The following is a 26,592-nucleotide window of genomic DNA, read 5'->3' on the forward strand; positions in this document are numbered from 1 at the left end:
TTCAAGCCACAGATTTAATTATGACATCACAAACTCGCGGTAATTTATTTATTCTTTCAGCGCCTTCTGGTGCTGGCAAATCAAGCCTGATCAAAGCACTGTTAGAAAAACATGCTGATATTAAAGTGTCAGTTTCTCACACTACTCGCGGCCCTCGCCCAGGTGAAAACAATGGTGAACACTACCACTTTGTCAGTGTAGATGAATTCAAAGCCTTGATTGATCAGGGTGACTTTTTTGAATGGGCGCAAGTTTTCGAAAACTACTATGGCACTTCAAAAGCAGCGATAGAATCTCAACTTGAGCAAGGCATTGATGTGTTTTTAGATATTGATTGGCAAGGTGCGCGTCAAGTTCGTGAATTAATGCCATCAGTAAAAACGATCTTTATTTTACCGCCGTCGCAAGCCGAGCTTGAAAATCGCTTAAATAACCGTGGACAAGATTCTCAAGAAGTGATTGCTGGCCGCATGGCGGAAGCAAAATCTGAAAGCTCGCACTATGATGAGTTCGATTATGTATTGATAAATGATGATTTTGATACAGCTCTAATGCAACTTGAGCATATTGTTATGGCTGCTCGCCTTGAACTGGATGCACAAAAACACCGTCATCAAAGTTTAATCGCTGAGTTATTGGCTTAATCTCTCTCATTTTAACAAGATAAATTTTTAACCACCTATTGGAGAATTGGTTTGCATCAAGTAAACTTACCAATTCGACATGAATAACTTTGGAGTGCTTCGATGGCTCGCGTAACTGTAGAAGATGCAGTAGATAAAATTGGTAACCGTTTTGACTTAATCCTAGTAGCGGCGCGTCGCGCTCGTCAGATCTCTGTAGGTGGTAAAGATCCTATGGTTGATGCTGAAAACGATAAGCCAACTGTAATCGCTCTACGTGAGATCGAACAAGGACTTGTGAACAACTCGTCTCTTGATATGATCGATCGTGAAGAGCAACAAAACCAAGAAGCTGCAGAGCTTGCTGCGGTTGCTGCAATTGTTGGCGGTAACAGCTAAACCCCCTGCACTTCATACTCGAAGCCAGCTTTAACGCTGGCTTTGTTGTTTCTAGTGGTCAATAACAAAATATTAGCCTGAACTTTGGTTAAGAGATTTACTAAAGCTTTAATATTGAATTGATAAATACCTTTAATCTGCAGACGGAGACTTTTAAGGATAACGCCGCTCACGCGTCCTGCTATCGCCAAGGTACCTACATCCATGTAGGCAAGGCGAATTTGCGCGTCAATAGCGGGCCTATTGCAAGTGAATTCAACGCTGTTAGCGTTGAAAGTAGCCTCTGGAGATAGATTTATTACCCATAGTTCAGGTTAATTACCTTCCGTAGACATAAAAGTCACAGCTAGCCATTGGTTTCTCTGATAATTCATCGTATATTCATAGCATAATATTACTTCACTGGAACATTGGAGTGTGAATGTATCTTTTTGAAGGCCTGAAGCAAAAGATCTCAGAATACCTTTCCCCCGCTGACGTAGAACTGGTTCAAAAAGCCTACGTGGTGGCGCGTGAAGCCCATGAAGGGCAAACTCGCTCTAGTGGCGAGCCGTATATCACTCACCCAGTTGAAGTGACTCAAATTCTCGCCAGCATGCGTTTAGACCATGAAACCCTCATGGCGGCACTCATGCATGACGTGATTGAAGACACCGACTTCAGCAAGCAAGATCTTGCAGAGATTTTTGGTAATACAGTCGCGGAGCTTGTTGAGGGTGTAAGTAAGTTAGATAAACTCAGCTTTAAAGATAAAAAAGAATTCCAAGCTGAAAACTATCGCAAAATGATCATGGCGATGACGCAAGATATCCGCGTTATTTTGATTAAGCTTGCCGACAGAACCCACAACATGCGTACACTTGGCGCACTTCGCCCTGATAAGCGTCGTCGTATTGCCCGTGAAACGCTAGAAATCTTTGCGCCTATTGCAAATCGTCTTGGTATTCATGACATTAAAAATGAATTAGAAGACCTAGGTTTTCAAGCGCTTTACCCAATGCGTCATCGCGCTCTAAAATCAGAAGTCGCAAAAGCTCGCGGTAACCGTAAAGAAGTGATCAGCAATATTCAAAACGAAATCAAATCTCGTCTTGAAGAAGCTGGTATTGAAGCGAATGTCAGCGGCCGTGAAAAGCACCTATACAGCATTTACAAAAAAATGCTCAACAAAGAATTGATGTTCAACGAAGTCATGGACATTTATGCTTTCCGTATTGCTGTTGATAACCTAGATACTTGTTATCGTGTACTCGGTGTGGCTCATAACTTATATAAGCCAATCGAAACACGTTTCAAAGATTATATTGCCGTACCAAAAACCAACGGTTACCAGTCACTACATACTTCACTTGTTGGCCCACATGGTATTCCTGTCGAGATCCAAATTCGTACCAACGATATGGATCAAATGGCTGACAAAGGGGTTGCTGCGCATTGGATGTATAAAAAGGCCGGTGACAGTGCTGGCCATACGGCACAGCAACGCGCTCGTCAGTGGATGCAGAGCCTACTTGAATTACAACAAAGTGCTGGTTCATCGTTTGAGTTCGTTGAAAACGTTAAAACTGAACTATTCCCAGAAGAAATCTATGTCTTTACACCAGATGGTCGCATTGTAGAGCTCCCTATGGGTGCAACTGCCGTCGACTTCGCTTATGCGGTACACACTGATGTCGGTAACACTTGTGTAGGTGCACGAGTAAATCGTAAACCTTATCCGCTCAGTAAAGCACTCGATACCGGTCAAACCGTAGAAGTGATTACCAGCTCTGGTGCTCACCCTAACGCTACTTGGTTAAACTTCATTGTTACAGGTAAAGCGCGCTTAGGTGTTCGCAACTATCTGAAGAGCCAACGCGAAGAAGAAGCGCTCGAACTAGGCCGTCGTTTACTCGATTCTGCCCTTGGCGAATATCAATTAAGTGATATTTCGCAAGAACAAATTGACCGTGTACTAGCAGAACACAAACTTTCAACCATTCTCGAACTACTGGTTGAGATTGGCTGTGGCAACATCATGAGTGTACTGATTGCTAAGCGCTTATTGCAAAATGATGACCTTGACGAAGATGATGGCAGTATTGAACACTTAGCTAAAAAGGCAAAAGCAGCGATCATTGGTACTGAAGGCATGCTAGTTAACTACATGAAATGCTGTCGTCCAGTGCCAGGTGATGCCATCACTGCTTATGTGAGCCAAGGTAAGGGCCTAAACGTTCACCGCCAAGAGTGTAAAAACATTAAAGGTTGGGAAAGCGAGCGTTCGAAATATTTCGTCGTAAAATGGGATGACAACCCAGAAAAAGAATATATTGCAGGTCTTAGAGTTGAAATCATCAACCACCAAGGTACGCTTGCAAAATTAACCAGTGTAGTGGCAAGTACCAACGCAAATATCGTCGAAATTGCCACTGACGAAAAAGAAAGTAACTTATATATCATTGATTTAGGTATCACGGTTAAAGACCGTGTTCACGTCGCGGATGTGATGCGTAAGATCAGGGTGATGCCTGACGTTCAACGTGTATACCGTAAAAAGTAGGATTATTATGAACAAAGCAATTATTTCAACAGACAATGCACCTGCAGCGATCGGCACATACAGTCAGGCGGTTAAAGTAGGCACTGCTGTATACTTGTCTGGCCAGATCCCATTAGTGCCTGAAACGATGGAAGTGATCTCTGAAGACTTTGCAGAGCAAACGCAACAGGTGTTTAAAAACCTAACTGCAGTGTGTGAAGCAGCAGGCGGTCGCTTACAAGATATGGTTAAGGTAAATATCTTCCTGACTGATTTAAGCAACTTCGCAACAGTCAATGAGATCATGAGCCAACACTTCTCAACGCCATACCCTGCACGTGCAGCTATCGGTGTAAGAGAATTACCGAAAGGTGTGCAAATTGAAATTGACGGCATCATGGAATTGCCTTCAACAAACTAATTGATGAAAGTTGTAATCAAAAAAGCCAGTCATTGACTGGCTTTTTTATTTTTTAAGTACCGTTAGAGGTTAAAACTGAACAGTTGCACCTACGTATAACTGACGCCCTAAAGGCACATAACCTAGTAATTCTCCACTTTTCGCAAAACCTGAGCCCGCCGTGAAGTAAGACTTATCAGTTAAGTTCTCAACTCGAGCATTGAGCTCCAATGCATCAAATAACGCATAATTAGCTGCTAAATTAAATACAGTATAAGATGGTAAAGTTGTGTTGTAGAAAGAAATTGATGGTCTATCCGAACGATATTGCATACTCGCATTAACGTTTAACTTTTCCCATGACTTTGAAATTGTGTAGTTAAATGACTTACTTGGACGACGAGGAAGATCTGTGCCTTTCGTATCGTCTTTAGCATCTAAGAAGGTTAAGTTTACGTTGTGATCGAAACCATATGTCGAAGTAGTTAAGCTCAGCTCAGCACCTTTCATGGTTGCACTGTCAACATTGTAAGGAATATATTTGCCAGTATCAGCATCATATTGATTAGAAATTAGGTTATCAATTTGATTGCTAAAAATTGCAAATTCATAACGAACAGAATCCGTTGTGACACTCAGACCTAGCTCATTGTTGGTTGCTTCTTCTGGTTTAATATTTAGGTTTGGTAGATACCAAGGGCTGTCTTTCACAAAAGCATTAGTTAAAGAAGGCGCTCTAAATGCAGTACCGTGGTTGAAATGCACGCTCACATACTTGTTCGCTTTGATACCAAAAGCACTGCTATAGGTGTTTGCTCGACCATGAAAATCGTAGTCATCAGAACGCGTAACTAAGCTTGCTAAAAACTTGCCATCATCATAAAAACCACCGACAAAAACAGCTTGGTTATCACGAGACGTTTCAGAGAAAGAAGCACTAGAGCCGCTTAAATCTTCATCTAACAGATTCGCACCGGCTGTTAATTGCACCTCATCGTTAAGAGCATATAAAGTGCGATACTCTAATTCTGTTCGTTCTGTACTGTAAACATCCTCAGTAGCGGTGCCCGTTTGTGTATTTTCTTCTTGCGAAAGACTGAGTGCAGCAGTGTGGGTAAATTCTGCTGTTTTCTTTTCCCAGCCTAACTTACTCGTAAAGTTTTCGAAGTTATACGCATCGTTGCCCCAAGCATTATCATAATCAGCTTGACCGCTGCTGAACTGACCAATGACGTTAAATACACCAAACTGATCAGCATCGTAGTTTAAATTAACGCCTAAGTTGCGGTTTAGGTAGCCATCCTGATCATGATCTTTTCCGATTGCAGCTTCTGGATCTTTGGCAATTACGTCATAACCATCAGTGCGCTCAAAACCGAAGTTAACGCTCACATCTAAGTTATCACGACTAAATTTAGTCGTACCTTGTAGATTAAAATAGTTATGCGCACCCGTTGTCACGTTTACTTGATGCTGTTGAGCCTCACGCGTAATAATGTTGATCACACCAGCAATGGCATCAGAGCCATAAATTGCAGCGCGAGCGCCTTTAACTACTTCAATACGCTCAATACTATTTACAGGAATGTTAGTAAAAGACACATCGCCAGAGTTCGCATCGCTAATACGCACACCATCAACTAATACAAGTGTATGTTTGGTGGCTGCACCACGAACAAAAACACTCACTTTTTGCCCGTAGCCACCATTACGAACAATATCGACACCTGACAATGTATTTAATAGAGACGGAAGATCTCTGACATTTGATTGCTCAATTTGAGCTCTATCAATAACACTCACTGTCGCAAGTGCGCTATCAATAGATTGAGAGAATTTATTCGCGGTAACCGTGATACGTTCGATAGGTTGAGCCTGCTCAGCAGACACAGAAAAAGACAGTGCAGCAGCAACGGCAGCACCAAGCAAAGATTTTTTAAGCATAATAATTCCAAACTTGCGCCCACCGCACAAGTAACAAAAAGTAAATTAGCTCAAGGCCGGTCTCCGGACTTTGTATTAATCATGAAAGATTAAGACATCACCGTTGCGGGGGCAGTGTTGGACTACATACTTTCCCGTGTATATTCACCAACTTCCCGATTATCTCGATTTCATTCAATTAGGTATCTTGGTGTCACTCACCACAAATCAAGCACCTTGAAAAGAGGCGCTATTGTGCACAAATATTATAAAAAAGGCAATGGACGTCTAGAAATCTAAAATAGCTTTTATATCCTAAAAGCTTAAAAATAAGCAACACACCAAAAACGCAAGTCTAAGTTTAACATCATGAAAATTAATAATAAGTTCTTTAAAAATCTTTGTTCGGTGAACATGCAAAAAACTAATGACGCTAACTGTTGATTATTTGAACTATTTCTGCAATTGTTGTTTGTATCTAAGAAGAGTACAGGGAAAACAATAATTGAAGAAAACAGTTCTCTTAATGACAGCGCTGTCTAGTGGTGTATTTGCCAACCAAACCGATTATGAGTTAATGCAACAATGGCTAGACTTAGAGAGCCAAAAAGGCAAACTAGAATTGAGCTGGCAAACAAATCAGCAATCATTACAAAATCAAATAAAGTTGCTAAAAGAAGAAAAAGCAGCGTTGCGTGCATTAATCAATAAAGCCAAAGACGCGCGAAGCGAAGTGGACGAAAAGCGATTTGAGCTCACTCAGCAACAGCAACAGCTTGAAGAAAATCAGCGATTGGTTAAAGCCGAGCTAAAAAACCTAATGCAATTTATTAACAGAGTCTCCCCTCTATTACCCCCTCCTATTCAAGCTCAATGGGAAGATGCTTTAACGACCATTAATAGCACACCTTACTCGAACAGCGAGCAACTTGAAAAACTGTTAATTATGTTTAAATCAGCGAATGAATTTAATCAAAGAGTTGCGCTTAATAATACCAATATGACTCTTCCTACAGCTGGTGGTGAAACACAAATGCTCGTAAGTCAGATCTATTTGGGTTTATCACAGGCTTGGTACGTTAGCCAAGATGGGAAACACTTTGGTATAGGTCGGGTAGAACAACATGGCTGGCAGTGGCACCACACGGAGCAAGCTCAGCAATTATTAGGCCTCTCTTCGCAAGAAGACCTTTTGCAATCTCTTACACAAATCAAATCTATGCTCAACAAACCCACAACTGCAGCCTTTGTGAATGCCCCTCTTGCAATAGCACCCATTGAAAAGGACTTATTATGAACACTCGGCTCACAATATTACTTCTCTTGTTGATCACTGGCTTTTCTTCTAAAGCCGCCCCTAATCCTGTCAGTAAAGAGCTCATTAACAGAATCACTGAATCTCAAAAGTCACTGCAAGCACTTGAGTCTAAGATTAACGAAGAAACCTTAAAGTATCAGGTCCAGCTAGATAAAGAACTTGCTGCGGTCAAAGCATTACGAGAACAAGCTACAACTATTCAACGAACTGCCGATGAGCAGTTGATGAGCATTGAGCAGCTCTCAGACCGGATCAATAAGTGGCGAGAACAAGATAATTACCAAAAACTGTTATTACAAACTTATTTGGAACAAGAAAACATTACTTTTGAGCATACTGGAACGGGCGATATCGCAATCAAACCTGAGATATTTCAGCAACTAAGAAATGAACTAATTGACGATCTTGCACCAAGCTGGCAACAAACCGATGTGATCAGCACAAACGGTGAGGTCAAATCCTTTAATGTCCTCAATGTTGGCCCTATACAGCTGGCATATAATTCCCAATTGCAGTCTGGTGGGTTGCTTGAAAACCCGGTGAATCAAACTCTCCCCAACCTTGTTAAAGGGATTAGCCAAAATGCTCAAGCAGCGCAATTGCAGCAACTCAATCAAACGGGCATAGGTAGTGTGACTTTTGACCCAACACTCGGTAATGCCACAAAATTACAAAATAACCAGCAAGGAATAGTTTCTCACATAAAAAAAGGCGGTGTATGGGCATTACCTATTTTATTCTTTGGCTTATTGGCACTTATCGCAGCGCTACTTAAAAGCATTCAACTCATGCGCTTACCTCGTATTAGCAAAGATTTTATTGAGCAACTCAACGCCAAAAAAACGTTATTAGAAGTGCAAATCCCATTTGATGGCGCAGAGAAAAAGCTAGTTCAAATCGCGCTCGATACACCAGTCTCAGAGCAAAGAGACGATCTAATCGTGTCTTACTTAATGCAGCATCAACATAAGGTGGAAAACTATTTAGGCGTTGTTACTACAACAGCAGCTATTGCTCCGCTTTTAGGTTTACTTGGTACCGTATCTGGCATGATAAATACCTTTATGATGATGAATACCTTTGGAACTGGAGATGCGGCAACCGTCTCGGGAGGAATATCGGAAGCTTTAGTTACAACAGAGCTGGGACTGATTGTTGCTATTCCATCACTCATTATAAGTGCGCTGTTAAATCGTAAGGCTAAAAGCTATAACGCCAAGCTTGAAGCCAATGCAATTCAGCTTAGTAAATTTGCGATGCACTAACATGACAGATATCAGCATATTCCTAAAACTACTCAACAACACCATAGTATGGACATTGATTGGCGTTGCTTTTTTTAGTTACGGTAAGCTTTTATCGTTACTGGCTTTCACAGCCTGTAATGCACAATGGGCTACACGTTGTAATTACTGGTTAAGCGCTCTAAAGACACTGCTTGCGGCCTTACCTTTATTGGGACTATTGGGCACAATCAGTGGATTGCTAAGCACCTTTAATTTCATGTCTGTCAACAACGGACTAGATATGCAAGAGATGATCAGTGGCGGGATTGCCACTGCAATGTTCACAACACAGCTAGGCTTAGTATTTGTTGTACCTGGCCTTTTGCTCCATACCGCTTTGAGAAGCAAAGTTTCTAACTGGCAGGTAAATACGCCATGCGCTCACTAATAAAACAAAAAATCTCCGAATCTAAAAGCCAAGAGATCGACTTAGCACCGCTACTTGACGTGGTCTTTATACTACTTATCTTCTTCATTGTGACCACTGTATTTGTAAAAGAAACAGGGGTAGAGGTTGATAAACCCAACGCCGTATCCAGTCAGCAGTTGCAAAAGTCAGTATTTTTAATTGCGATAACGGATACAGGTCAAGTCATGTATGCAGGCACTAATATTGGCGTTGCCGGTGTAAGGGCAACATTGATGCAAGCAAGCCGTTCGCAAACTCGTCCACTGATCATTCAAGCAGACAAAAGCGTTTCCACTGAGTTATTGGTAAAAGTCATTGATCAAGCTAAGCTCGCCGGTTTGAGCAATATTAGCCTAGCAACACAGGCGCAATAATATGGCTCCTCTGACTCATAATTCATTGAAATATGGAACGCTCGCTCTCATTCCCTGGCTGCTAAGTGCAATGATTGTTGCAGGTCTAGTTTTCAGCTTACATTTACTAAAACAGCAACCTGAGGCACCAAAAGCTGACCTCATTACCAGAAAAATAGACGTGGCTTTACCAATCCCTCCACCGCCGCCACCACCGCCAGTGAAAACTACTTCGAGCAGTAGTGAGCCGTCTCAAACCGCGCTTAACCTAGCCAGCTTAGGTGACGGACCTAGTATAAATTATGCTGATAAACCGACAATGACACTCCCAAAAGTCGAGTCACTTGAGTTACCCAACTTCACGATTGATGCAAAGATGATTCAAGAACGATTAGCCCTTGATATGCCTTTATTGGCTGTAGAAAAACTCGACCGCGTGCCACAAGTCGTCCGGCAAAAATACTTTCCGCCCCCCAAGTCTGTCAGACAAAAGGGGGTAAAACGAATCAAGACACAGGTCGAATTGATCATTGATCAATCAGGCAAGCCCTATATCAAACGTATTGTTGATCCAGTTTACCCCGAAATGGAAGAAGTGATCCGCGCTTGGGTTAGCCATGCAATCTTCAGCAAGCCAAAGAAAGATGGCAGAGCTGTACAAGCAATTTACTTTTACTCTATCAACTTCAATTACGGCAGATAATCTATGAAGAAACTAAAACAAATAATTATTGCTGCGCTACTGTCTCAAAGCCTGTGTAGCACTGTCGCATTTGCCAGCTCATCATACGCTCAATTTAAGATAGAAGTTGCACCTCCAACATTTGTATTGCCTCAATTTACCGGTCCTTACACTGAAAAAGAGGCAAACATAGCACCTGAAGAACTTGAGACAGCCGAACGCTTAAAGAGCCTGTTAGAGCAAGGTAAAAGAGAGCAAGTCCTTAAGGAGCTAGAGGCTTTTTATGAAATAGAGTTAAGCGTTGCCATGATAATGCTAAAAGCACAACTATATTTCGCGTTAGAGGATTATGATAAAGCTGAAAAAGCCTACTTATCATCATTGAGCCGTAGCCCACAACTTATTAGGGCGCATAGTGATCTTGGACAACTCTACTTACTTAAAGGGGAGTTAGAGAAAGCGAGAGAACATTTTTCTAATGCTATCTCTTATGGCTCTCAAGATGCTCTCATATATGGTCAGTTAGCATATTTAAACTTATCCCTATATGGCCCCTATTCTGCGATATCAGCTTACCAGCAAGCACTCACATTAGAACCAACCCAAGAACAGTGGCAGCAAGGGTTATTTATTGCTTTAACGCAAGCCAAAATGTACCCCGCTGCACAAGCACTTCTAAGCGAGCTTATTGCCAAGCACCCGAACGACCATAAGTTATGGCTAAATCAAGCAATACTTAAACTTGAACTGAATAATAACGTAGAAGCATTAGCATCTTTAGAAATGGCGATATTGCTCGGTAACGAACAGCAAAGTAATTACAAAATAGCAGCTCAGCTTCATATGCAACTTGATAGTTTTGATAGAGCAGTCGAACTTATTAGCTTTCATTTAAACAACTTCGACCTCGAGATGAACAGCCTCAACACCTATTTAACTTGGCTCGGTCAAAGGGGACTGTGGTCTCAAAGCCAGAAGATTCTCAGTTCGCTAGAAAGTAAATTACCAGCGATGTCAGCACCCAAGCAGAGTATTATTTACCTTCATCATGCCTTAATCGCTAAACAATTAAATAAGAAAATTCAAACTGTTGAAAGTTTTCAGCTTGCAATTGAGAAAAACCCAAATAATGGTAAGGCATTGCTTGAATATGCCAATTATCTCACATCCGACAAACAATTTACGAAAGCGGAAACCTTACTATTAAGAGCAGAAGCACTTAATGAATCGAAAAAAGAGGCCATGCTTGCAAGAGCTCAGCTCTATGTTGATTTACAAAACTATCAAGCAGCACTCAAAACACTAAAAAGCGTCGCTAATCGCTATACAGAAACCAAAGGTATATGGCAGCAAATAGCACTCATTGAAAATATTATTCAAACAAGAAAACAGCAGGAAATTTAAGGACTATTAGATGAAAAAAATAATACTATTTTTACTATTAAGCTTGCTGATAGGTTGCCAGTCAACGACAACTGAAATAGCTTGCAATGCATCAGAAACCGAGTGGTATGAATTTGGTCAACAAGCCGCAGTATCAGGAAAAAGTGTTCGTATTTTTGATTCATACAAACAACAGTGTTCAGAGCAATTAATACAGACTGCTCAAACGCACTATATTGATGGCTTTACTGATGGTTTAATGACTTATTGCACCTATGATAATGGCTTCGAAAGAGGCAAGAAAGGCCTAGAATTAAACACAATATGCCCATTAGAAATGCGCGCTGAATTCGAGAAAGGCTTCAAAATAGCTAAGAGAATCAGAGATGAAGAAATGAAACAAGCAGAACATGCTTTACGAGAAAGAGAGCGCTACATACAGCAAAGAGACAATGCGCCACCAGAAAAAAAGTAGTGGCGCGAGTAGAGTGGCGATAGGTAACTTATTGCCACTTAATCTAATTTAGTCACGGAAATTTTTAAACTGGAAAGGTTGACCTAGTTCACCAGTACGAACTAACTGCATCACTTCCTGTAAATCATCGCGCTTTTTACCCGTTACACGTACTTCTTCACCTTGAATAGAGGCTTGAACTTTGATTTTTGAGTCTTTGATAAGCTTCACGATTTTCTTCGCCATGTCTTTATCGATACCCTGCTTCAGGGCAACTTTACGTGACACATACTTACCAGAGCGCTCAATATCTTTAAGCTCAAGGCTTGAAACATCTAAGCCACGCTTTGACGCTTTCGCTGCAATGATATCGAACAACTGCATCACTTGCTGCTCAGCTTCAGCTTTCAGGTTGATCGTTTCGTTTACTAACTCAATTGATGCATCAACACCACGGAAGTCATAACGGGTCTCAAGTTCACGGTTCGCATTATCTACCGCGTTCTTCGCTTCTGTCATTTCAATCTCAGACACAATGTCAAATGATGGCATTATCTATCTCCTAATCATATTATGGCCTGATTATAACAAGCAAAAACCGACTCGGTGAATAAATTTATCTCGCCTGATAACATCTATTTACAGAGCACTTTCGTATATTCACCCACCATCCATTTTTCGGTGATATACTGGCTCTACTTTGCCTGCATAGAGATATAGGAAGTTTTGTGACTCGGCGTATTTACCAAATTTTATTACTACTCACTTTAAGTATTTGTACTGTTTTATTTGCTAAAGAGATCCAGCATTCAGGCATTCGATTTGAGCACGCTGATAAAATTGCACATTTTGGTATTTTTTTTGTACTTGCCTTTATTATGCATCATGCCATTCGCATTCCTATCTGGCTTCAGCTTTGCTTATTAACCGCTTACGGAATTGGCATTGAATACATGCAAGATACCCTGCCTCATAGGCAAGCTTCCGTTGGTGATTTTGTTGCTGATGTAGCAGGTGCGGCCAGCTACTATTTAAGTTATTTCGCATGGCGAGAATGGCGAGTTCGTAAGCATGGCTAGCATTCATGTTTTAGGTGCTGGTGCTGTTGGTTTAAGCTTTGCGTTTCATTTCAGCCAACACCATCAAATCACGCTAGTGACTCGACATAAAAAAAACAACACTTTTTATTATCAGGAAAGAGAAACCGTCACTCCGATCACTGCCAACATAGTTGATATCACAAGTTTAACCTCACAAGATCCCATCTCAATTTGCTTTATCTGCGTTAAAGCGTACCAACTCGTTGATGCTTTCAATGTCATTCAGCCTCTTCTAACGCCAGAAGCAAAGGTAATTATCAGTCACAATGGTATTACCGATTTGGCAGAGATCACGTCGCAACTCAGTAAGAATCAAAGCCTATACTTTATGAGTACCTCACGCGGAGCACTTAAAGCGTCGAGCAAAACAGTGGTTCAAACAGGTATTGGTGCTACCTATTTAGGTGCTTGTAATACCGAAGCTGAAAATAACATTGATACTTTTTATGAAGCAGTATTTGCTGAAAGTATTTCCGCCAGCGCCATTCATAACGACATTACATTGCTGCGCTGGCAAAAGCTGATGGTTAATATTGCCATTAATCCACTCACCGCTTTGCATCAAGTTCAAAATGGGCAATTACTCAAACCGAATTACGCCACACAAGTGATGAACTTATTAAATGAAGCCTGTTTTATTGCCGATAAATTAGGAATTGATATCCCATTAGCTGACGCACTCAACAGTGCGTATACCGTTATGCGACAAACTCGCAGTAATAACTCATCAATGGCACAAGATTTAAAATTAGGGCGTAAAACTGAAATTGAGGCAATCTGTGGCTATATCGTTGGTGAGGCGAAAAAACTCGGGCTGGATGCGCCTTATAACCGAACCATGCTTGAACAAATCAATCGTTTAGAACAAACAAGCTGATAGCAAAAAGCCGAGTTATACTCGGCTTTTCTGACAACTAAAATACTTGCTATGGACGGTACACTTTTACATTCATGTAGCCGTTTTCATGCAAAATAAGTGCTTGTAGCTGGCTCATTACCCCACGGGCACAATATAAGTAATATTCTTTATCTTGAGGCAGATCACCAAACTTAGTCGCTAATCTAAAGAATGGAATATGCTCTACTTCTACCCCATCAAGCTCAAGTGGATTTGCGTCCTCTTCTTCTGGCGAACGAATATCAAGTACCACTGCATTTTCAGGAAGCTCACTAACAGTTTCAGCCTCTTTAACTTCTTCTTTCGCTTCTTCTTCGATTTCGCGAATGTCTTTTACAGTCGCGTTTTTGATCACAGTATCTAAAACATCAAAGTCGAACTTGGCTTCTTCTTCCAAGATCTTAGACATTTTCGCTTTTACAGTTGGTTTCTGAGAGATAACACCGCAGTATTCAGGCATAGATTCTGCCATTTCTACTGTACCAATCTCACGTGCAATCTTGATAATGTGAGCTTTATCGTGCTGAATAAGCGGGCGTAAGATAAGTGTTTCAGTTACACGGTCGATCACACTTAAGTTAGCCAGTGTTTGACTAGATACCTGACCAACACTTTCACCTGTAATTAACGCGTGAGCATTTACTTTCTCAGCTACCGCTGCTCCTGCACGCATCATCATACGCTTAAGGATCACGCCCATTTGGCCGTTTTCTACATTTTCTAAAATCTCGGCTACCACAGGTTCAAAGTCTACCGTGATAAACTTAACCTTGTGAGTAGAGCTAAATTGCTTCCACAAATAGTGACTCACTTGTTTCACACCGATTTCATGGGCAGCACCACCAAGATTAAAGAATAAGAAGTGAGTACGCGCACCTTTACGCATCATTTGGTAGGTAGCTACACCCGAGTCAAAACCGCCTGAGATAAGAGAAAGAACATCTTCTTGCGTCGGCAGAGGGAAACCACCAATGCCGTAGTGAGTGTGGGTAACAATATAAGCTAAGTCTTTTTTGATTTCGATTTTGACTGTTACATCAGGCTTGCTCAGCTTAACTATTGCGCCTTCAACATTTTGATTAAGGCCACCACCTACATAACGCTCTACATCGCTTGAAGTAAAGTCATGGTTACCATTACGCTTCACTCGCACACAGAAGGTCTTTCCTTCGATAGTATGGCTCGCAAGCTCTAAGGTGCGCTGGTAAATATCATCAATGGTTTCAAAAGGTGTTTCTTGTACTTCGATAAATTGCACAATACCAGGTACGCGTTTTAGGTTATCAATAAACCATTCACGGGTTTGTTCATCGCTGATATCCGTTTCAACTGCAATGTTATCCCAGTTATTTTTTACGCGAACTTTTTCATCTCGACGAATTAAAATCATCTTGATGTTTTTCTCAAGTAACTTGGTAAAACGTTTACGAACAGATTTACTCTTGATCGCGATCTCAGGGTGCAGTTTTACGATAAATTTAAGCATAGAAACACTCTTTAGATGGGCGAATGCGCGCCGCGTCAGTCGGGCGCGCGATTATAGCAAATTTCTATGCGATGAGGAAATAAACAATATTGGTTGATTAGGCAATACTCGGCAAAGCCTCATCAGCCAATTGCTGATATTGCTTTTGCAGGTCGCTAATTTTCTTAAAACTCAAATCAGTACAATATGGTTTGACTAAAACCAATACTTTAACAATACCGTTATAGATATCTTGTTGCTCTAATACCCCTGTCATACGACGTGCTTTAACGTAAGGTGTCCAGAAGCTCACAGTCATCTTTAACATGTGCGCAAATTCAGATGCATCTTCATCTGTGATTTCTATTACGCCAGCACTACGTAATCCGATCACAACAGAGCGCACTTGATTAAACAAATCGGCTTGAAATTCGATGTATTGTTTTTTTAACTCACTGTCTTTCGCAAGAATTTCAGTTAAGTTGTCATAGAAGAAATGATAACGCCACATAAGTTCAAACAATGAATCTAAATATTGTGTTAACTGTTCTAATGGCTCGTGAGATGTGTCGAGTGGTTTAAAGTGCGTACTTAAATGCTCTCGATACAGAGTGAAGATATTACGGATAATGTCTTCTTTATTTTTAAAATGGTAATACAAGTTGCCGGGACTTATACCTAAGTTTGAAGCGATATGATTGGTAGTGATCGCTCGCTCTCCATGTAGGTTAAATAAGGCAATACTGGTACGAATAATTTTTTCCTTGGTATTCATATCCTGCTCTCAGACACGCTAATAATGATGAATATAATAACTAAATTCTGCTTTAATTACTTATTTGATTCTGTCATAAGACATAAATTATGTGACATTACCCAAAAAGAAAACAGTTCCATAAAAATATATCCATACTGAAAATACCATTAAAACGGCTTAGTTATAAGCAACAAGTTGCTAAGCAGACCAGTGATATTTGCTGCAAAGCTTGATAACATTACAGAAATTTTATTCTGACTAAATTGTTATGAAAGTTACCGCGCTATACCCAGGCACATTTGACCCACTCACCAATGGTCACGCAGATTTAATTAAGCGTGCAGCTAAGATGTTTGATGTCGTACTACTCGCCATTGCCAATAATCCGAGTAAAAAGCCTTGCTTTAACTTAGATGAGCGTGTTGCACTCGCTGAGCAGGTTTTGAGTGAATACAAAAACGTTAAAGTCATCGGTTTTTCTGGACTATTAGTCGATTTAGCTAAACAACAAAATGCCCAAGTATTAATTCGCGGCATTCGCGCAGTCTCGGATTTTGACTACGAGTTTCAATTGGCGAATATGAACCGCCGACTTAACCCTGATCTTGAAAGCGTATTTTTAACGCCTTCAGAAAGAAACTCATTCATCTCCTCAACGCTCGTGAAAGAAGTGGCTTTACATCATGGTGATGTAACCGAGTTTGTCGATCCTATTGTTGCCAAGGCCTTAATGGAAAAATTACACGGATGAAGTTAAAAGTATTAACCCTAGCAGTCGGCATAAGTAGCTTCTCAGCTATCTCTAGTCCATGGATAGAAGCTGAACAAGCGCAGCTTAAGCACTCTATCGACTTACTTGTCAGTCACAACTTAATTCAACGACCAGTCAATCAATACCCTTTATTATGGCGAGGTATAGTGCAAGACTTGGCTGCTGTTAATATGAATGAAGTACCTGAGTCGGCAAAGTTCGCGATTGCGCATATCAAGCATGCTTTATCTAATGCGAAGCAAAAACGCCGTTCAAGTATTCGCGCTTTCTACAACCAAGACCCAGAATTAAGAGAAGGGTTTGGCGAGCGCAAAGGCGCAAAGTCTGGTGTTCAAACGTTTGGTCAGATAATCAGTGAGGACGTTAGCGCTAAAGTGCAAGTCAACTATACGGATGATGCCATCGATGGTAAGTACATCAATCATTATGGTAGTCATGTCGCGATATTGCTAGATAACTGGTCAGCTAGTATAGAGCAATTGAACTATTGGTGGGGCCCAAGTAATGAGCAAGCTTTAATGCTTAGCAATAACGCGGCCCCTATGAAAGCGTTTAGACTAAGTAGAGCCAATACCGACTACCAAGGCCCATCATTTTTATCATTTATCGGCCCTTGGCAAGTCACTGCTATCGCAGCCAAGCAAAAGCCAACATTAGCCACAAAGAAAGAAGGTGATTTTTGGGGCGTTCGCTTATCTAGCATGCCATTATCTGGATTAGAGATTGCGTTTAGCTCAACATCAAGTGACTTTATTTATAAAGAAGATCCACAAAACCCCGAGCTTAGAAGCAAGCAGCGTCTAACAAGTTTAGATGCGAAATACTCGGACACTTTTCAAGGTTTACCTTTTGCTGTCTATGCTGAGATAGCTGGTGAAAATGACGCAGGGTTATTACCTAACAATAGCAGCTATACCCTTGGTATTGAGGGTCACCTTGCAGATATAACCTATCGAGCAAAAGGCTTTATTGAATTAAGTGATACAGAACTGAATTGCCAAGCAGAGCAAGCCAGTTTCCAATGTAATTTTGCTACATCAAATAAAGGAGCTGATTACATGCAACGCGAGCAATGGCTGGGTGCGGCCATGGGACCGCAAGCTAAAAGCGTCACTCTAGGTATTGATTATTACCGACTGGCTGGTTTCGGCGGGTATGCTAAATTAAAGCAGTTAAATTTTGATTCTTTAGACTTAGATAGAAGCTTACTCGAAGTAGGCTATCAGCAAGGCGTATTAAAAGGCTTAGGAAAGCTGGGCTTGAGTGTTTGGAAAGATAAACTACCCAAAGACTCTGAGAAACACACAGCAGTCTCAGCAAGCTGGGAAATTCAATTTTAATTAAGGGCGCGAATAAGCGCCCTTAATTTTTTTGCTCAGTTTATACCAACCTAAAAAATCTTTTTGTACAACTAAAACTAAGACCATGATGAGGTCTGAGCCATTTATCCCATAGCTAAATACAGTCCAAAACCACCAAAAGCCACTCTCCTTCAACCCCTCATGTATAAGTAAAAGATCAAGCTGTAATAAGAAAAATAAAGAAACGTTCACTCCAAGTGCAACCGTTAAATAAAAACGACACAATTCCCCCAAATTGGTTTCTATTTTTACAAAACTGTAAATAAATAGAATTGTTAGAATATCCAGCACCATATAGGGTGTATTAGGCATGTAAACTGAACGTACCTCGGAGAGCCAATATATGTAATCGAATGGCATGGGAATCGCGTATGACACAGACATAACAAGCGATAAAATCAAAATTTCATGTGCTTGCTGTTTTTTTAGAGGGTAGCTGTTTCCTCTGGAGGTTCTAACAAAGTTCACCAGCAGCACCATAAAAAAGATAAACGTTGTAGTATGTCCATATAAAAACTGCACTATTGGCTCAAAGTACAATATTTCACCAAAAAGATACAAAACTTCTATCATTTTAATTCACCAACTCTAAGCTTTTTATTTCTCCTTGCTAAAAATTGTGACTCGAACTTATGTAAAAGTAATATATCCCTATAACTCAAGAGCACCAGAATCATCACTGCATCAAAAAAATTTATACCTATCGTAAATACATCCCAAAACCACCAAGCTTTGAAAGGTTTAAAGTCTTCATACATCAGAATTAAATCGATTTGTACTAAGAGGAATAAAACAGAGTTACACGATAAACAAAAGACAATATAGCGTTTGCATAGTAATGCTTTGTTACTTTGGGTATTCATCAAAAAACATATCAGCAGAATGGTGAATATATCTAGAAAAAGATAAACAGTATAAGGGAAGTAACGCGAAGAAAAGTCGAACAAAGTAACTAAGAGTTCTATTGGTATCATTAAGGCATAAGAGATGAACATTACAACAGATAGCTTAAGCACTTCTTTTTGTTCAATTTTTTCATTTTGACTTGCATGTATATTGGATGTTCTTACATAGCTAGCCAGCATGACTAAAAAAAATAACCAAGTTACAAGGTGCTTGTATAGAAACCTGGTGAAAAGGTCCCAATCCATTTCCACCCCAAAATAGATTATCCCGTAATTATCCATAACCACCTGTTACTCATTGCGGAGTTGACATTGATTGAAAAGAAAGTGGAGCTTGAGAAAATCTTTATGTAATAACAAGACTAAAATCATCATGGCATCGAATGTATTAACCCCTACTGCAAAAACATACCAAAGCCACCATGGCTGGTAAGATTTTAATCCCTCAAAGACCAAAAATACTTCTATTTGAATAACTAGAAAAAGTAGTGAATTACACAACAAGCCTACAAGCAAATAAGTTTTGCATATCTTGCCTTGCTCAGAACGCGTATTCACACAGTTATAAATAAATAATACAGTTAAAATATCAAGTAAAAGGAAGTAAGTATTGGGGTAAAGATAAGAGATTAGCTCTTTCAAATTTACGAAGTAATCAATCACACTACCAATAAAATAAGATAAGAACATGATAGTTGATAACTGTAATGGTTCTTTTAATTTTGCTTTATCTATATTCTTGAATTGCCAGCCAGACATCCTCACAAAATTTAATAAGGTCGTCATTAAGAAGCTCCAAATGACAAAGTTGGCTAGAAAACTAGAAAAGATAGCAGAGGAAAAAAGGGTAACCACAGTAATACATAACCCGAAGTAATAAACTCTATAGAAAAAGGCGCAAAGGAACTATAAAGCCCATTTAACTGCAATTAGACAAGTTAAACTTTATTACTTATCGATACAAGCCTTTCATTACAACGAGTGCATATTATTTCAACGACAGTCTTATTGGCTAGACAGCTTGAACGGGAGAAGTAATCTCTTTTTGTATTACCCATTATGGTATATTAAGTTGAAAGTGTTTTTTGCTTCTTAGAGAAATAGATTGAGATTTTGTTTTTCAAAAATTTCATACCTAAAAAGTCTCGATCTAGTATGAGTGCTGCAACCATGATCACATCGATCGTATTAATCGCTAATGTATAGAAATACCAGAACCACCAAGGCTCAGAGTTCCAGAGTACCCGAAGATCAATATGTATAAACAAGCATAATAAAGCGTTTAATGAAAGGCCAAAAATTACATATTTAACAGCAATACAAAGTTTTTGCTTCCAAAGCTTATGGGCAAATAAAATCATACCTATAGTGACTATGTCATATACTATCCATGAGATATACATATACATTCTATCAGCAGATAAATTTATAAAATGATTACTTGTGAAGTATGACGCAGCCATTAGAAAGGAAGCTAAAAGGAGGGATATATTTTTACTAATTCCAGACACAAAAAAGAATAAGTTCAGCAAAAAAGCCAAAACCATACCTATTAGAATTATTGTATCAAAGTGTAAGCCTAAGCTTATTGAGTTAAGAATATATCCACCACGAGAGTTAGTTGAAGCAATTAATCAGCTTTTTTATCTTTTGGGCGATAATCTTTATCGACAAGACCACCACCGCGAGCACCAGTAATTTGCTCTAAAAACTTTTCAGATTTAATTACCTTACCAGAAAGCGAATTGATTTGGCTAGTGCTTTGAGCCGAACGTTGTTTTGATACTAAAGTTTTAATTACCTTTAACATAATGTTTCCTTATTTACGCTGTGAAACAGAGAGTCACAAAAGTGACGTTTAATTATTGTTAAAAGTTATTTAGCAATGATCGATCCAATATTACACGGCATTACAGTTAACTTGCTTAAATGCTGATTTTATGTTCACAAGCAACAAAAAAGCACCAATTTGATATCAAAGTGGTGCTTAATTAATAAGTTATAGCTTTACTCAAATAAATAAGTCGTGGCTTGATTCAAAAAGTGTTGGCTTAACATGCCAAAAAGTGAACTCTAAAAACCACTAAATCTTTATAACTACTTAGTTTTTGCCTGCTGTTTAGCATATTTAATTGCTTGTTCCACTTGTGGCAACGATGTGCCACCAAGCGCTTGCCGTGCGGCAATACAAGCATCTATCTCTAATACAGGATAAACATCTTCTGCAATTACAGGACAAACTGTCTGAAATTCATCAAGCGATAAATCTTCTAGATTATGACCTTTACCAATTGCATGCTGAACAAGCTGCCCAACGATATGGTGGCCTTCTCTAAATGGAATACCTTTAGCAACTAGGTAGTCAGCAAGCTCAGTTGCATTAGCATGGCCGCCTTTCGCTGCCTTTAACGTTGCTTCACCATTTACCTTGATACCCTTAATGCAGGCTTGTGCCATATGAATACAGGCAAGCCAAGTCGGCATAGCATCAAACAAACCTTCTTTGTCTTCTTGCATATCTTTATTGTACGCAAGCGGTAAAGCTTTTAGTGTCATCATCATGGCGCTAAAAGCGCCAAAGACTCGGCCCGTTTTGCCACGAATTAACTCCAGCGCATCTGGGTTTTTCTTTTGCGGCATTAACGACGAACCTGAAGTCACATTATCTGCCAACTCAATAAAACTAGCTTCACCTGAGTTATAGAAAATCAAATCTTCTGCGAAACGCGATAAATGCATCATAGAAAGACTTGCGCAACTTAAAAGCTCAACTACAAAATCTCTATCTGACACTGCATCTAAGCTGTTGCGGCTGGCATGTCTAAAGCCAAGGTTGTGAGCCAAAGCTTCTCTATCAATCGGGTAAGCAGTTCCTGCTAACGCACCACTGCCCAGTGGGCTGACATTTAGTCGACTAATGGCATCGTTTAAACGAGACTCATCACGTTCAAGCATTTCAACGTAGGCCATACACCAATGGCTAAATAATACAGGCTGCGCACGCTGTAAATGCGTATAACCAGGTAAGATCGTGCCAAGCTCACGTTCAGCAAGGGCGACGAATTCAGCTTTTAAAGCCTGAATGGCTTCAACAATTTGTTCGGCTGTACTTCGACTCCAAAGACGAAAGTCAGTCGCAACCTGATCGTTGCGACTGCGGCCCGTGTGTAGTTTTTTCGCCAAATCACCTACTTTGTCTATCAGCTTAGCTTCAACATACGAATGGATGTCCTCATACCCAGCGCTCGCAACAGCTGATAAATCTTGTTGTACTTCGCTTAATAGCTCATTCAAAGCTGCAACCAGCTCAGTATGCTCTTGTGCACTTAACACCTTTACTTGTTGAAGTGCACCGGCCCAAGCGATTGAGCCGATAATGTCTTGCTCCGCCATTTGGTAATCAAACGGCAAAGAATCATTAAATTGTTTAAAAGCCTCATCAGGTCCTGATGAAAAACGGCCGCCCCATAGTGCCATGCTGAAATCTCCGAACTTAACTCTTACTTAGCCTTTGCGTTTAATGCAGCAATTCTGCTCGACAATGAAAATAGGCGAATAAACCCTTCAGCATGCGACTGGTCATACACATCATCTTCACCAAATGTGGCAAAGTCTTCACTGTATAAGCTATTTACCGATTGCTTTTGTACAGCAGCCACTTGTCCTTTATACATTTTTAAGATCACTTCACCTGTTGCAACTTCACTTAACGCTTCAGCTCCGGCTAGCACTGAGTCTTTTAACGGCGTGAACCAGCGACCGTCATACACTAAATGTGCAAACTCAGAAGAGAGTGCCTCTTTCCATTTACGACTTGCTTTATCTAGCACTAACTCATCGATTGCTTGCAGTGCAGCCATCATGACTGTGCCACCTGGCGTTTCATAACAACCACGAGACTTCATGCCCACCAGACGGTTTTCAAGAATATCAACTCTACCTACACCATGTGGCGCTGCGAGTTTATTTAACTCCATTAAACATTTATATGGGCTATAACGCTCACCGTTAACCGCAACGATTTGACCCTTTTCTACTGATACAGCAACAAACTCAGGTTTATCTGGTGCTTGCTCTGGTGCTGTTGTCCAAGTCCAAACTTGATCGCTTGGTTGGTTCCAAGGATCTTCTAATTCACCACCTTCGTGCGAAATATGCCAAGCATTGGCATCGCGGCTGTAAATTTTTGTCGCAGAAGCAGCACATGGGATATTACGCTCTGCCAGGTAATCAAGTAATGACTCACGACTTGATAAACCCCACTCACGCCAAGGCGCGATCACTTTTAGATCTGGCGCCAATGCCGAGAAACAAGATTCAAAACGGACTTGGTCGTTACCTTTACCCGTGCACCCGTGAGCTAACGCATCAGCACCTACTTTGCGAGCCACTTCAACCTGTGCTTTAGCAATGATAGGACGTGCCATAGACGTGCCTAGTAAGTAAGTGCCTTCGTAGATTGCGCCTGTTTTCAGTGTTGGGTAAATATAGTCACTCACCATTTCTTCTTTAAGATCTACTATGTGACACTCTGATGCACCCGATGCTAAAGCTTTTTCCTCAACACCTACTAGCTCTTCATCGCCCTGACCTACATCGGCAACAAAGGCGACAACTTCACAGTCATAGTTTTCTTTTAGCCAAGGAACAATTGCTGACGTATCGAGGCCACCAGAATATGCCAATACAACCTTTTTGATTTCGCTCATTACTTTACCCTTACACATAATTTGGATTTAACAGTGATACCAGCAGTGCATTTTGAGCATGCATGCGGTTTTCAGCTTGTTGAATAATTTTTGAATTTGCACCGTCCATCACCTCTGAGGTGATCTCGTACTCACGGTGCGCAGGTTGGCAATGTAGAATCGTGCTTGCGCCAGATTGTTCTACCAACTGCTGATTAATTTGATACGGCATATATTTAGCTTTAACTTGCTCAAGTGGTGTCGTGTCACCCATTGACACCCAGGTATCTGCATACAAGGCATCAGCACCTGTTGCTGCTTCTATGTCATCGCTTACAGTGATTGACGCACCTGACTCTAATGCCAGTTGTTCTGCTTGCTTTAAAATCTGTGCATCTGGTGACGCGCCTTTTGGACTAATCGCCACAAAGTCAGTACCCAATGTTGCAGCTAATAACATCAGAGAGTGAGTGACGTTATTACCTTCACCTAAATATGCGAGTTTGATTTTACTGACGTCACCGTAAACTTCTTGGAGTGTTAAAAAGTCAGCCAATGCCTGACATGGGTGGTACAGGTCACATAAACTGTTCACTACAGGCACACTCGAAAACTCAGCCAATGTTTGCAGTGAACTGTGCGCATTAACACGTGCCACGATGCCATCAGCCCAAGTGGCAATATTGAGGGCAAAATCTTTCACCGACTCACGACCGCCCATCGCACCGTTTTGTTGATCAAGATAAACCGCATGGCCGCCTAAACGGTTAATACCAATATCGAAAGACACACGAGTACGTAAACTCGGCTTTTCAAACAAGGTAACGATAGATTGACCTGCAAGGGCTTGGTTAAACTCTTTTGGTTGCTGCTTGATGGTTTGTGCAAGCGATAATAGTTTTAACGCTTGTGCTTTATTTAATTCTAATCCTGTTAAAAAATGAGATGTCATTGCTATTTCCTAAGGTGTAATTTTTGTACCGACATGGATGCCTTGAACTAAGGCAATAAGATTTTCTGGCTTCTGCCAGCTCGATATGTACACCCCGCGTCGTAAGTGTTGTGCAGCGTGCAGGCTGGTCTTCACTTTGACCTCCATGCCGCCAACAATGACTCCTTCTTCAATAAGAGTTGCAATGTGTTGTTCAGATAGTTGATGTAAAGGCTGCTTATTCGCATCAAGCACCGCCTCTACATCTGTCATATAAATCAGTTCAGCATCTAGTTGCTCGGCAATCGCCGCCGCCGCTTCATCTGCATTAACGTTATAAAGTTGACCATCAACTCCGATACCTATTGAGCTCACCATAGGTGTTCTGCCCAGCTCTAACAGAGTAGGTAGAATACTTGCTTCACCCTGTTGGCACTCGCCCACTTGACCTAATGCTTTGAGTTTTTGCGAAGCAATTAAACCCGCTTCATATAAACAAGTACCCACAGGTTTTAAACCAGCTTTAATGGCTTGACCACTCAGTTGTTTGTTCGCAGTACCAGCCAATGCACCAACTATATAAGGCATCTGTTCCTTTGGGCTGATACGAAGACCTTGGTGCTTAGCCGTTGCAAAGCCCGCCTCTGACAACCACTTATCAACTAGCGCGCCACCGCCATGTACCACAACAAACTGCTTGTCGATTTGTACTTTTGTCAGCTCAGCAATTGCAGAAAATAGTCCCATCGCTGCATCTTCCGTGTTTAACACCGCTCCACCGACTTTAATGACCCATGTTTGCATCTTCATGACACTCCTTTTAAGCCAAGTTCAGCAGGTAACAATGCTGCGATATTCATACACTGAAGCGCTTGACCAGCAGCCCCCTTTAACAGGTTATCGATGGCAACCACCACGATCAGTTGTTCACCTTGTACTTGCCAACCAATATCAACATACGGCTGTTTAGCCACACCTTTAATTGAAGGCATTTGCTTATTGCCTTTTAAACGAATTAACGGCTCGTCGGCCAATACCTGAAATGCTTCATTAACCTGGTGCTCACTTACACCCGGCTTCAGCTTCACATAAATAGTTTCAAGAATGCCGCGAGCAAAATTACCTAAGTGTGGGGTGAATAACACTGAATGACCCAGATACTGTGAAATTTCTGGCGTATGCCTGTGATTGAATAAACCATAAGGCGCAAGAGACACTTCGCAAAACTGGGTACCTATATTGGCTTTACGACCCGCACCCGTGACACCTGATACCGCGTTTACAATAATGGTATCGTCCGCAAGTAAATCGGCTTGTTTAAGTGGTTTTAAACCATTTAACGCAGCCGTTGGATAACAGCCTGCAACAGCAACCAGTTGTGCCTGTGAAATACCCTTTGCATTCCACTCTGCTAAACCATATTCAGCTTGTGCAAGCCAGGTTAGTGATTGGTGCGTGAAGCCATAAAAGCTGTCGTAATCTTGGGGGTTTTTAAGTCTAAAGCCGCCTGATAAATCAAATACTTTTTTGCCCATAGCTAAAAACTTAGGCGCGAGCTCTACACTGACTTTGTGATCTGTACACAGGCAAACGAAGTCAGCATTTGCTTCGATATCAATAAAGGCTTGTTCATTAAGAGGTAAAAGAAGCGTGTCGAGCAAAGAGGCATGTTCTGGATACAAGTCACTCAGGAGCTTTCCTTTGTCTAAACTTTGCTCTGACACAAAACATCCAGCAAGGGAGAAGTTGGGATGTTTGGCAATTAAACTGGCTAATTCGGCGCCGCTATAGCCGCTAGCGCCAATAATGGTTACATTCAACATAGTAAAAAAATCTCTAAAAATTTGGTTCCGTTTCGGGCCTCATGGGCATTATTTAAAAAGTGTTGAATGTATGTCGTCGCATCTTAGCCTCGATTTATATTTATGCTTAAAAAGTGAATTGATATTCATACTAAACACATA

The 26,592-nt window shown here is 40.8% G+C and carries 26 protein-coding genes, 1 pseudogene and 1 riboswitch; of the genes and pseudogenes, 15 read left to right on the forward strand and 12 right to left on the reverse strand.

The annotated features are described in order from the left end of the window. Window positions 1–20: 20 nt before the first annotated feature. From gmk to ABMY35_RS03520, 4 genes are all read left to right on the forward strand, one after another. Window positions 21–644, forward strand: coding sequence for a guanylate kinase (gene gmk, locus ABMY35_RS03505; RefSeq protein WP_349285032.1), 624 nt, complete (start codon window positions 21–23; stop codon window positions 642–644). 102 nt (window positions 645–746) lie between these two features. Then, entirely contained in the window at window positions 747–1,022 is a 276-nt protein-coding gene (gene rpoZ / locus ABMY35_RS03510; RefSeq protein WP_058031056.1) for a DNA-directed RNA polymerase subunit omega, read from the forward strand. A 421-nt stretch (window positions 1,023–1,443) separates the two neighbouring features. Continuing rightward, window positions 1,444–3,564 (forward strand): bifunctional GTP diphosphokinase/guanosine-3',5'-bis pyrophosphate 3'-pyrophosphohydrolase, encoded by a 2,121-nt coding sequence (gene spoT, locus ABMY35_RS03515; protein WP_349285033.1) that lies wholly within the window; start codon window positions 1,444–1,446, stop codon window positions 3,562–3,564. A gap of 7 nt (window positions 3,565–3,571) precedes the next feature. After that, window positions 3,572–3,964, forward strand: coding sequence for a RidA family protein (locus tag ABMY35_RS03520; protein ID WP_138478434.1), 393 nt, complete (start codon window positions 3,572–3,574; stop codon window positions 3,962–3,964). A 69-nt stretch (window positions 3,965–4,033) separates the two neighbouring features. On the opposite strand, the gene ABMY35_RS03525 is transcribed toward ABMY35_RS03520, so the two are convergent. Beyond that, window positions 4,034–5,887 (reverse strand): TonB-dependent receptor, encoded by a 1,854-nt coding sequence (locus ABMY35_RS03525; protein ID WP_349285034.1) that lies wholly within the window; start codon window positions 5,885–5,887, stop codon window positions 4,034–4,036. A gap of 36 nt (window positions 5,888–5,923) precedes the next feature. Further along, a riboswitch (cobalamin riboswitch) is annotated at window positions 5,924–6,092 on the reverse strand. 279 nt (window positions 6,093–6,371) lie between these two features. On the opposite strand from ABMY35_RS03525, the gene ABMY35_RS03530 reads away from it, so the two are divergent. From ABMY35_RS03530 to ABMY35_RS03560, 7 genes are read left to right on the forward strand one after another with little or no spacing between them, the layout of a single operon-like run. Then, window positions 6,372–7,163 (forward strand): DUF3450 family protein, encoded by a 792-nt coding sequence (locus ABMY35_RS03530; protein WP_349285035.1) that lies wholly within the window; start codon window positions 6,372–6,374, stop codon window positions 7,161–7,163. Further along, window positions 7,160–8,449: a MotA/TolQ/ExbB proton channel family protein gene (locus tag ABMY35_RS03535; protein ID WP_349285036.1), complete on the forward strand. Its 1,290-nt coding sequence runs from the start codon at window positions 7,160–7,162 to the stop codon at window positions 8,447–8,449. The genes ABMY35_RS03530 and ABMY35_RS03535 overlap by 4 nt, the downstream gene beginning before the upstream one ends. Before the next feature lies 1 nt (window position 8,450). After that, complete coding sequence (locus ABMY35_RS03540) at window positions 8,451–8,858, forward strand: MotA/TolQ/ExbB proton channel family protein (RefSeq protein WP_349285037.1); 408 nt, start codon at window positions 8,451–8,453, stop codon at window positions 8,856–8,858. Then, complete coding sequence (locus tag ABMY35_RS03545) at window positions 8,846–9,253, forward strand: biopolymer transporter ExbD (protein ID WP_349285038.1); 408 nt, start codon at window positions 8,846–8,848, stop codon at window positions 9,251–9,253. The genes ABMY35_RS03540 and ABMY35_RS03545 overlap by 13 nt, the downstream gene beginning before the upstream one ends. Window position 9,254: 1 nt before the next feature. After that, window positions 9,255–9,935, forward strand: a complete 681-nt coding sequence (locus tag ABMY35_RS03550) for a hypothetical protein (RefSeq protein WP_349285039.1) — start codon at window positions 9,255–9,257, stop codon at window positions 9,933–9,935. Between the two features lie 3 nt (window positions 9,936–9,938). Further along, window positions 9,939–11,318, forward strand: coding sequence for a tetratricopeptide repeat protein (locus ABMY35_RS03555; RefSeq protein WP_349285040.1), 1,380 nt, complete (start codon window positions 9,939–9,941; stop codon window positions 11,316–11,318). A gap of 10 nt (window positions 11,319–11,328) precedes the next feature. Further along, on the forward strand, window positions 11,329–11,772 hold the full coding sequence (locus tag ABMY35_RS03560; RefSeq protein WP_349285041.1) for a DUF2799 domain-containing protein: 444 nt from the start codon (window positions 11,329–11,331) through the stop codon (window positions 11,770–11,772). Between the two features lie 48 nt (window positions 11,773–11,820). Here ABMY35_RS03560 and ABMY35_RS03565 read toward each other — a convergent pair whose 3' ends face one another. Then, the gene (locus tag ABMY35_RS03565; RefSeq protein WP_349285042.1) at window positions 11,821–12,303 is read right to left on the reverse strand and encodes a YajQ family cyclic di-GMP-binding protein; all 483 of its coding nucleotides are present in this window, start codon (window positions 12,301–12,303) and stop codon (window positions 11,821–11,823) included. A 176-nt stretch (window positions 12,304–12,479) separates the two neighbouring features. On the opposite strand from ABMY35_RS03565, the gene ABMY35_RS03570 reads away from it, so the two are divergent. Both ABMY35_RS03570 and ABMY35_RS03575 read left to right on the forward strand, forming a co-directional pair. Continuing rightward, window positions 12,480–12,830: a VanZ family protein gene (locus ABMY35_RS03570; protein ID WP_349285043.1), complete on the forward strand. Its 351-nt coding sequence runs from the start codon at window positions 12,480–12,482 to the stop codon at window positions 12,828–12,830. Further along, the gene (locus ABMY35_RS03575; protein WP_349285044.1) at window positions 12,823–13,728 is read left to right on the forward strand and encodes a 2-dehydropantoate 2-reductase; all 906 of its coding nucleotides are present in this window, start codon (window positions 12,823–12,825) and stop codon (window positions 13,726–13,728) included. The genes ABMY35_RS03570 and ABMY35_RS03575 overlap by 8 nt, the downstream gene beginning before the upstream one ends. Window positions 13,729–13,777: 49 nt before the next feature. On the opposite strand, the gene thiI is transcribed toward ABMY35_RS03575, so the two are convergent. Together thiI and ABMY35_RS03585 are read right to left on the reverse strand one after the other, a co-directional pair. Beyond that, window positions 13,778–15,235, reverse strand: coding sequence for a tRNA uracil 4-sulfurtransferase ThiI (gene thiI / locus ABMY35_RS03580; RefSeq protein WP_349285045.1), 1,458 nt, complete (start codon window positions 15,233–15,235; stop codon window positions 13,778–13,780). Window positions 15,236–15,332: 97 nt separating this feature from the next. Beyond that, window positions 15,333–15,989 (reverse strand): TetR/AcrR family transcriptional regulator, encoded by a 657-nt coding sequence (locus ABMY35_RS03585; protein ID WP_349285046.1) that lies wholly within the window; start codon window positions 15,987–15,989, stop codon window positions 15,333–15,335. A gap of 250 nt (window positions 15,990–16,239) precedes the next feature. On the opposite strand from ABMY35_RS03585, the gene coaD reads away from it, so the two are divergent. Continuing rightward, a complete protein-coding gene (gene coaD, locus ABMY35_RS03590; protein WP_349285047.1) occupies window positions 16,240–16,722 on the forward strand; it encodes a pantetheine-phosphate adenylyltransferase in 483 nt (160 codons plus the stop codon). Beyond that, the gene (locus ABMY35_RS03595) at window positions 16,719–18,083 is read left to right on the forward strand and encodes a capsule assembly Wzi family protein (RefSeq protein WP_349285048.1); all 1,365 of its coding nucleotides are present in this window, start codon (window positions 16,719–16,721) and stop codon (window positions 18,081–18,083) included. Before coaD ends, ABMY35_RS03595 begins: the two co-directional genes overlap by 4 nt. Here the strand turns inward: ABMY35_RS03595 and ABMY35_RS03600 are convergent, their stop codons facing one another. The 8 genes and pseudogenes from ABMY35_RS03600 to argC all read right to left on the reverse strand — a co-directional run bounded on the left by ABMY35_RS03600 (window position 18,084) and on the right by argC (window position 26,448). Then, on the reverse strand, window positions 18,084–18,677 hold the full coding sequence (locus ABMY35_RS03600; RefSeq protein WP_349285049.1) for a hypothetical protein: 594 nt from the start codon (window positions 18,675–18,677) through the stop codon (window positions 18,084–18,086). Window positions 18,678–19,300: 623 nt separating this feature from the next. Continuing rightward, window positions 19,301–19,795: a hypothetical protein gene (locus ABMY35_RS03605; RefSeq protein ID WP_349285050.1), complete on the reverse strand. Its 495-nt coding sequence runs from the start codon at window positions 19,793–19,795 to the stop codon at window positions 19,301–19,303. An 844-nt stretch (window positions 19,796–20,639) separates the two neighbouring features. After that, window positions 20,640–20,819: a hypothetical protein gene (locus ABMY35_RS03610; protein WP_349285051.1), complete on the reverse strand. Its 180-nt coding sequence runs from the start codon at window positions 20,817–20,819 to the stop codon at window positions 20,640–20,642. A gap of 305 nt (window positions 20,820–21,124) precedes the next feature. Next, a pseudogene (gene argH, locus ABMY35_RS03615) lies at window positions 21,125–22,486 on the reverse strand (argininosuccinate lyase); the annotation flags it as partial. 23 nt (window positions 22,487–22,509) lie between these two features. Further along, entirely contained in the window at window positions 22,510–23,718 is a 1,209-nt protein-coding gene (locus tag ABMY35_RS03620) for an argininosuccinate synthase (RefSeq protein ID WP_349285052.1), read from the reverse strand. A gap of 10 nt (window positions 23,719–23,728) precedes the next feature. Beyond that, a complete protein-coding gene (locus ABMY35_RS03625) occupies window positions 23,729–24,649 on the reverse strand; it encodes an ornithine carbamoyltransferase (RefSeq protein ID WP_138478390.1) in 921 nt (306 codons plus the stop codon). Window positions 24,650–24,658: 9 nt separating this feature from the next. Next, on the reverse strand, window positions 24,659–25,438 hold the full coding sequence (gene argB, locus ABMY35_RS03630; protein WP_138478388.1) for an acetylglutamate kinase: 780 nt from the start codon (window positions 25,436–25,438) through the stop codon (window positions 24,659–24,661). After that, window positions 25,435–26,448, reverse strand: coding sequence for an N-acetyl-gamma-glutamyl-phosphate reductase (gene argC / locus ABMY35_RS03635; RefSeq protein WP_349285145.1), 1,014 nt, complete (start codon window positions 26,446–26,448; stop codon window positions 25,435–25,437). Before argC ends, argB begins: the two co-directional genes overlap by 4 nt. Window positions 26,449–26,592 lie beyond the last annotated feature (144 nt).

This window comes from Pseudoalteromonas sp. BZB3 (genome assembly GCF_040104455.1).
GTDB lineage: Bacteria > Pseudomonadota > Gammaproteobacteria > Enterobacterales > Alteromonadaceae > Pseudoalteromonas.

Bases quoted from the DNA above. Each gene is read 5' to 3' on its own strand.
- ABMY35_RS03540 (WP_349285037.1), top strand. From the start codon at position 8,451: ATGACAGATATCAGCATATTCCTAAAACTACTCAACAACACCATAGTA.
- rpoZ (WP_058031056.1), top strand. From the start codon at position 747: ATGGCTCGCGTAACTGTAGAAGATGCAGTAGATAAAATTGGTAACCGT.
- ABMY35_RS03600 (WP_349285049.1), bottom strand. From the start codon at position 18,677: ATGATAGAAGTTTTGTATCTTTTTGGTGAAATATTGTACTTTGAGCCA.
- ABMY35_RS03585 (WP_349285046.1), bottom strand. From the start codon at position 15,989: ATGAATACCAAGGAAAAAATTATTCGTACCAGTATTGCCTTATTTAAC.
- ABMY35_RS03545 (WP_349285038.1), top strand. From the start codon at position 8,846: ATGCGCTCACTAATAAAACAAAAAATCTCCGAATCTAAAAGCCAAGAG.
- ABMY35_RS03575 (WP_349285044.1), top strand. From the start codon at position 12,823: ATGGCTAGCATTCATGTTTTAGGTGCTGGTGCTGTTGGTTTAAGCTTT.
- ABMY35_RS03610 (WP_349285051.1), bottom strand. From the start codon at position 20,819: ATGTTAAAGGTAATTAAAACTTTAGTATCAAAACAACGTTCGGCTCAA.
- argB (WP_138478388.1), bottom strand. From the start codon at position 25,438: ATGAAGATGCAAACATGGGTCATTAAAGTCGGTGGAGCGGTGTTAAAC.
- ABMY35_RS03555 (WP_349285040.1), top strand. From the start codon at position 9,939: ATGAAGAAACTAAAACAAATAATTATTGCTGCGCTACTGTCTCAAAGC.
- ABMY35_RS03620 (WP_349285052.1), bottom strand. From the start codon at position 23,718: ATGAGCGAAATCAAAAAGGTTGTATTGGCATATTCTGGTGGCCTCGAT.
- ABMY35_RS03520 (WP_138478434.1), top strand. From the start codon at position 3,572: ATGAACAAAGCAATTATTTCAACAGACAATGCACCTGCAGCGATCGGC.
- ABMY35_RS03625 (WP_138478390.1), bottom strand. From the start codon at position 24,649: ATGACATCTCATTTTTTAACAGGATTAGAATTAAATAAAGCACAAGCG.
- ABMY35_RS03525 (WP_349285034.1), bottom strand. From the start codon at position 5,887: ATGCTTAAAAAATCTTTGCTTGGTGCTGCCGTTGCTGCTGCACTGTCT.
- ABMY35_RS03560 (WP_349285041.1), top strand. From the start codon at position 11,329: ATGAAAAAAATAATACTATTTTTACTATTAAGCTTGCTGATAGGTTGC.
- ABMY35_RS03535 (WP_349285036.1), top strand. From the start codon at position 7,160: ATGAACACTCGGCTCACAATATTACTTCTCTTGTTGATCACTGGCTTT.
- spoT (WP_349285033.1), top strand. From the start codon at position 1,444: ATGTATCTTTTTGAAGGCCTGAAGCAAAAGATCTCAGAATACCTTTCC.
- ABMY35_RS03565 (WP_349285042.1), bottom strand. From the start codon at position 12,303: ATGCCATCATTTGACATTGTGTCTGAGATTGAAATGACAGAAGCGAAG.
- gmk (WP_349285032.1), top strand. From the start codon at position 21: ATGACATCACAAACTCGCGGTAATTTATTTATTCTTTCAGCGCCTTCT.
- coaD (WP_349285047.1), top strand. From the start codon at position 16,240: ATGAAAGTTACCGCGCTATACCCAGGCACATTTGACCCACTCACCAAT.
- ABMY35_RS03550 (WP_349285039.1), top strand. From the start codon at position 9,255: ATGGCTCCTCTGACTCATAATTCATTGAAATATGGAACGCTCGCTCTC.
- thiI (WP_349285045.1), bottom strand. From the start codon at position 15,235: ATGCTTAAATTTATCGTAAAACTGCACCCTGAGATCGCGATCAAGAGT.
- ABMY35_RS03595 (WP_349285048.1), top strand. From the start codon at position 16,719: ATGAAGTTAAAAGTATTAACCCTAGCAGTCGGCATAAGTAGCTTCTCA.
- ABMY35_RS03605 (WP_349285050.1), bottom strand. From the start codon at position 19,795: ATGACGACCTTATTAAATTTTGTGAGGATGTCTGGCTGGCAATTCAAG.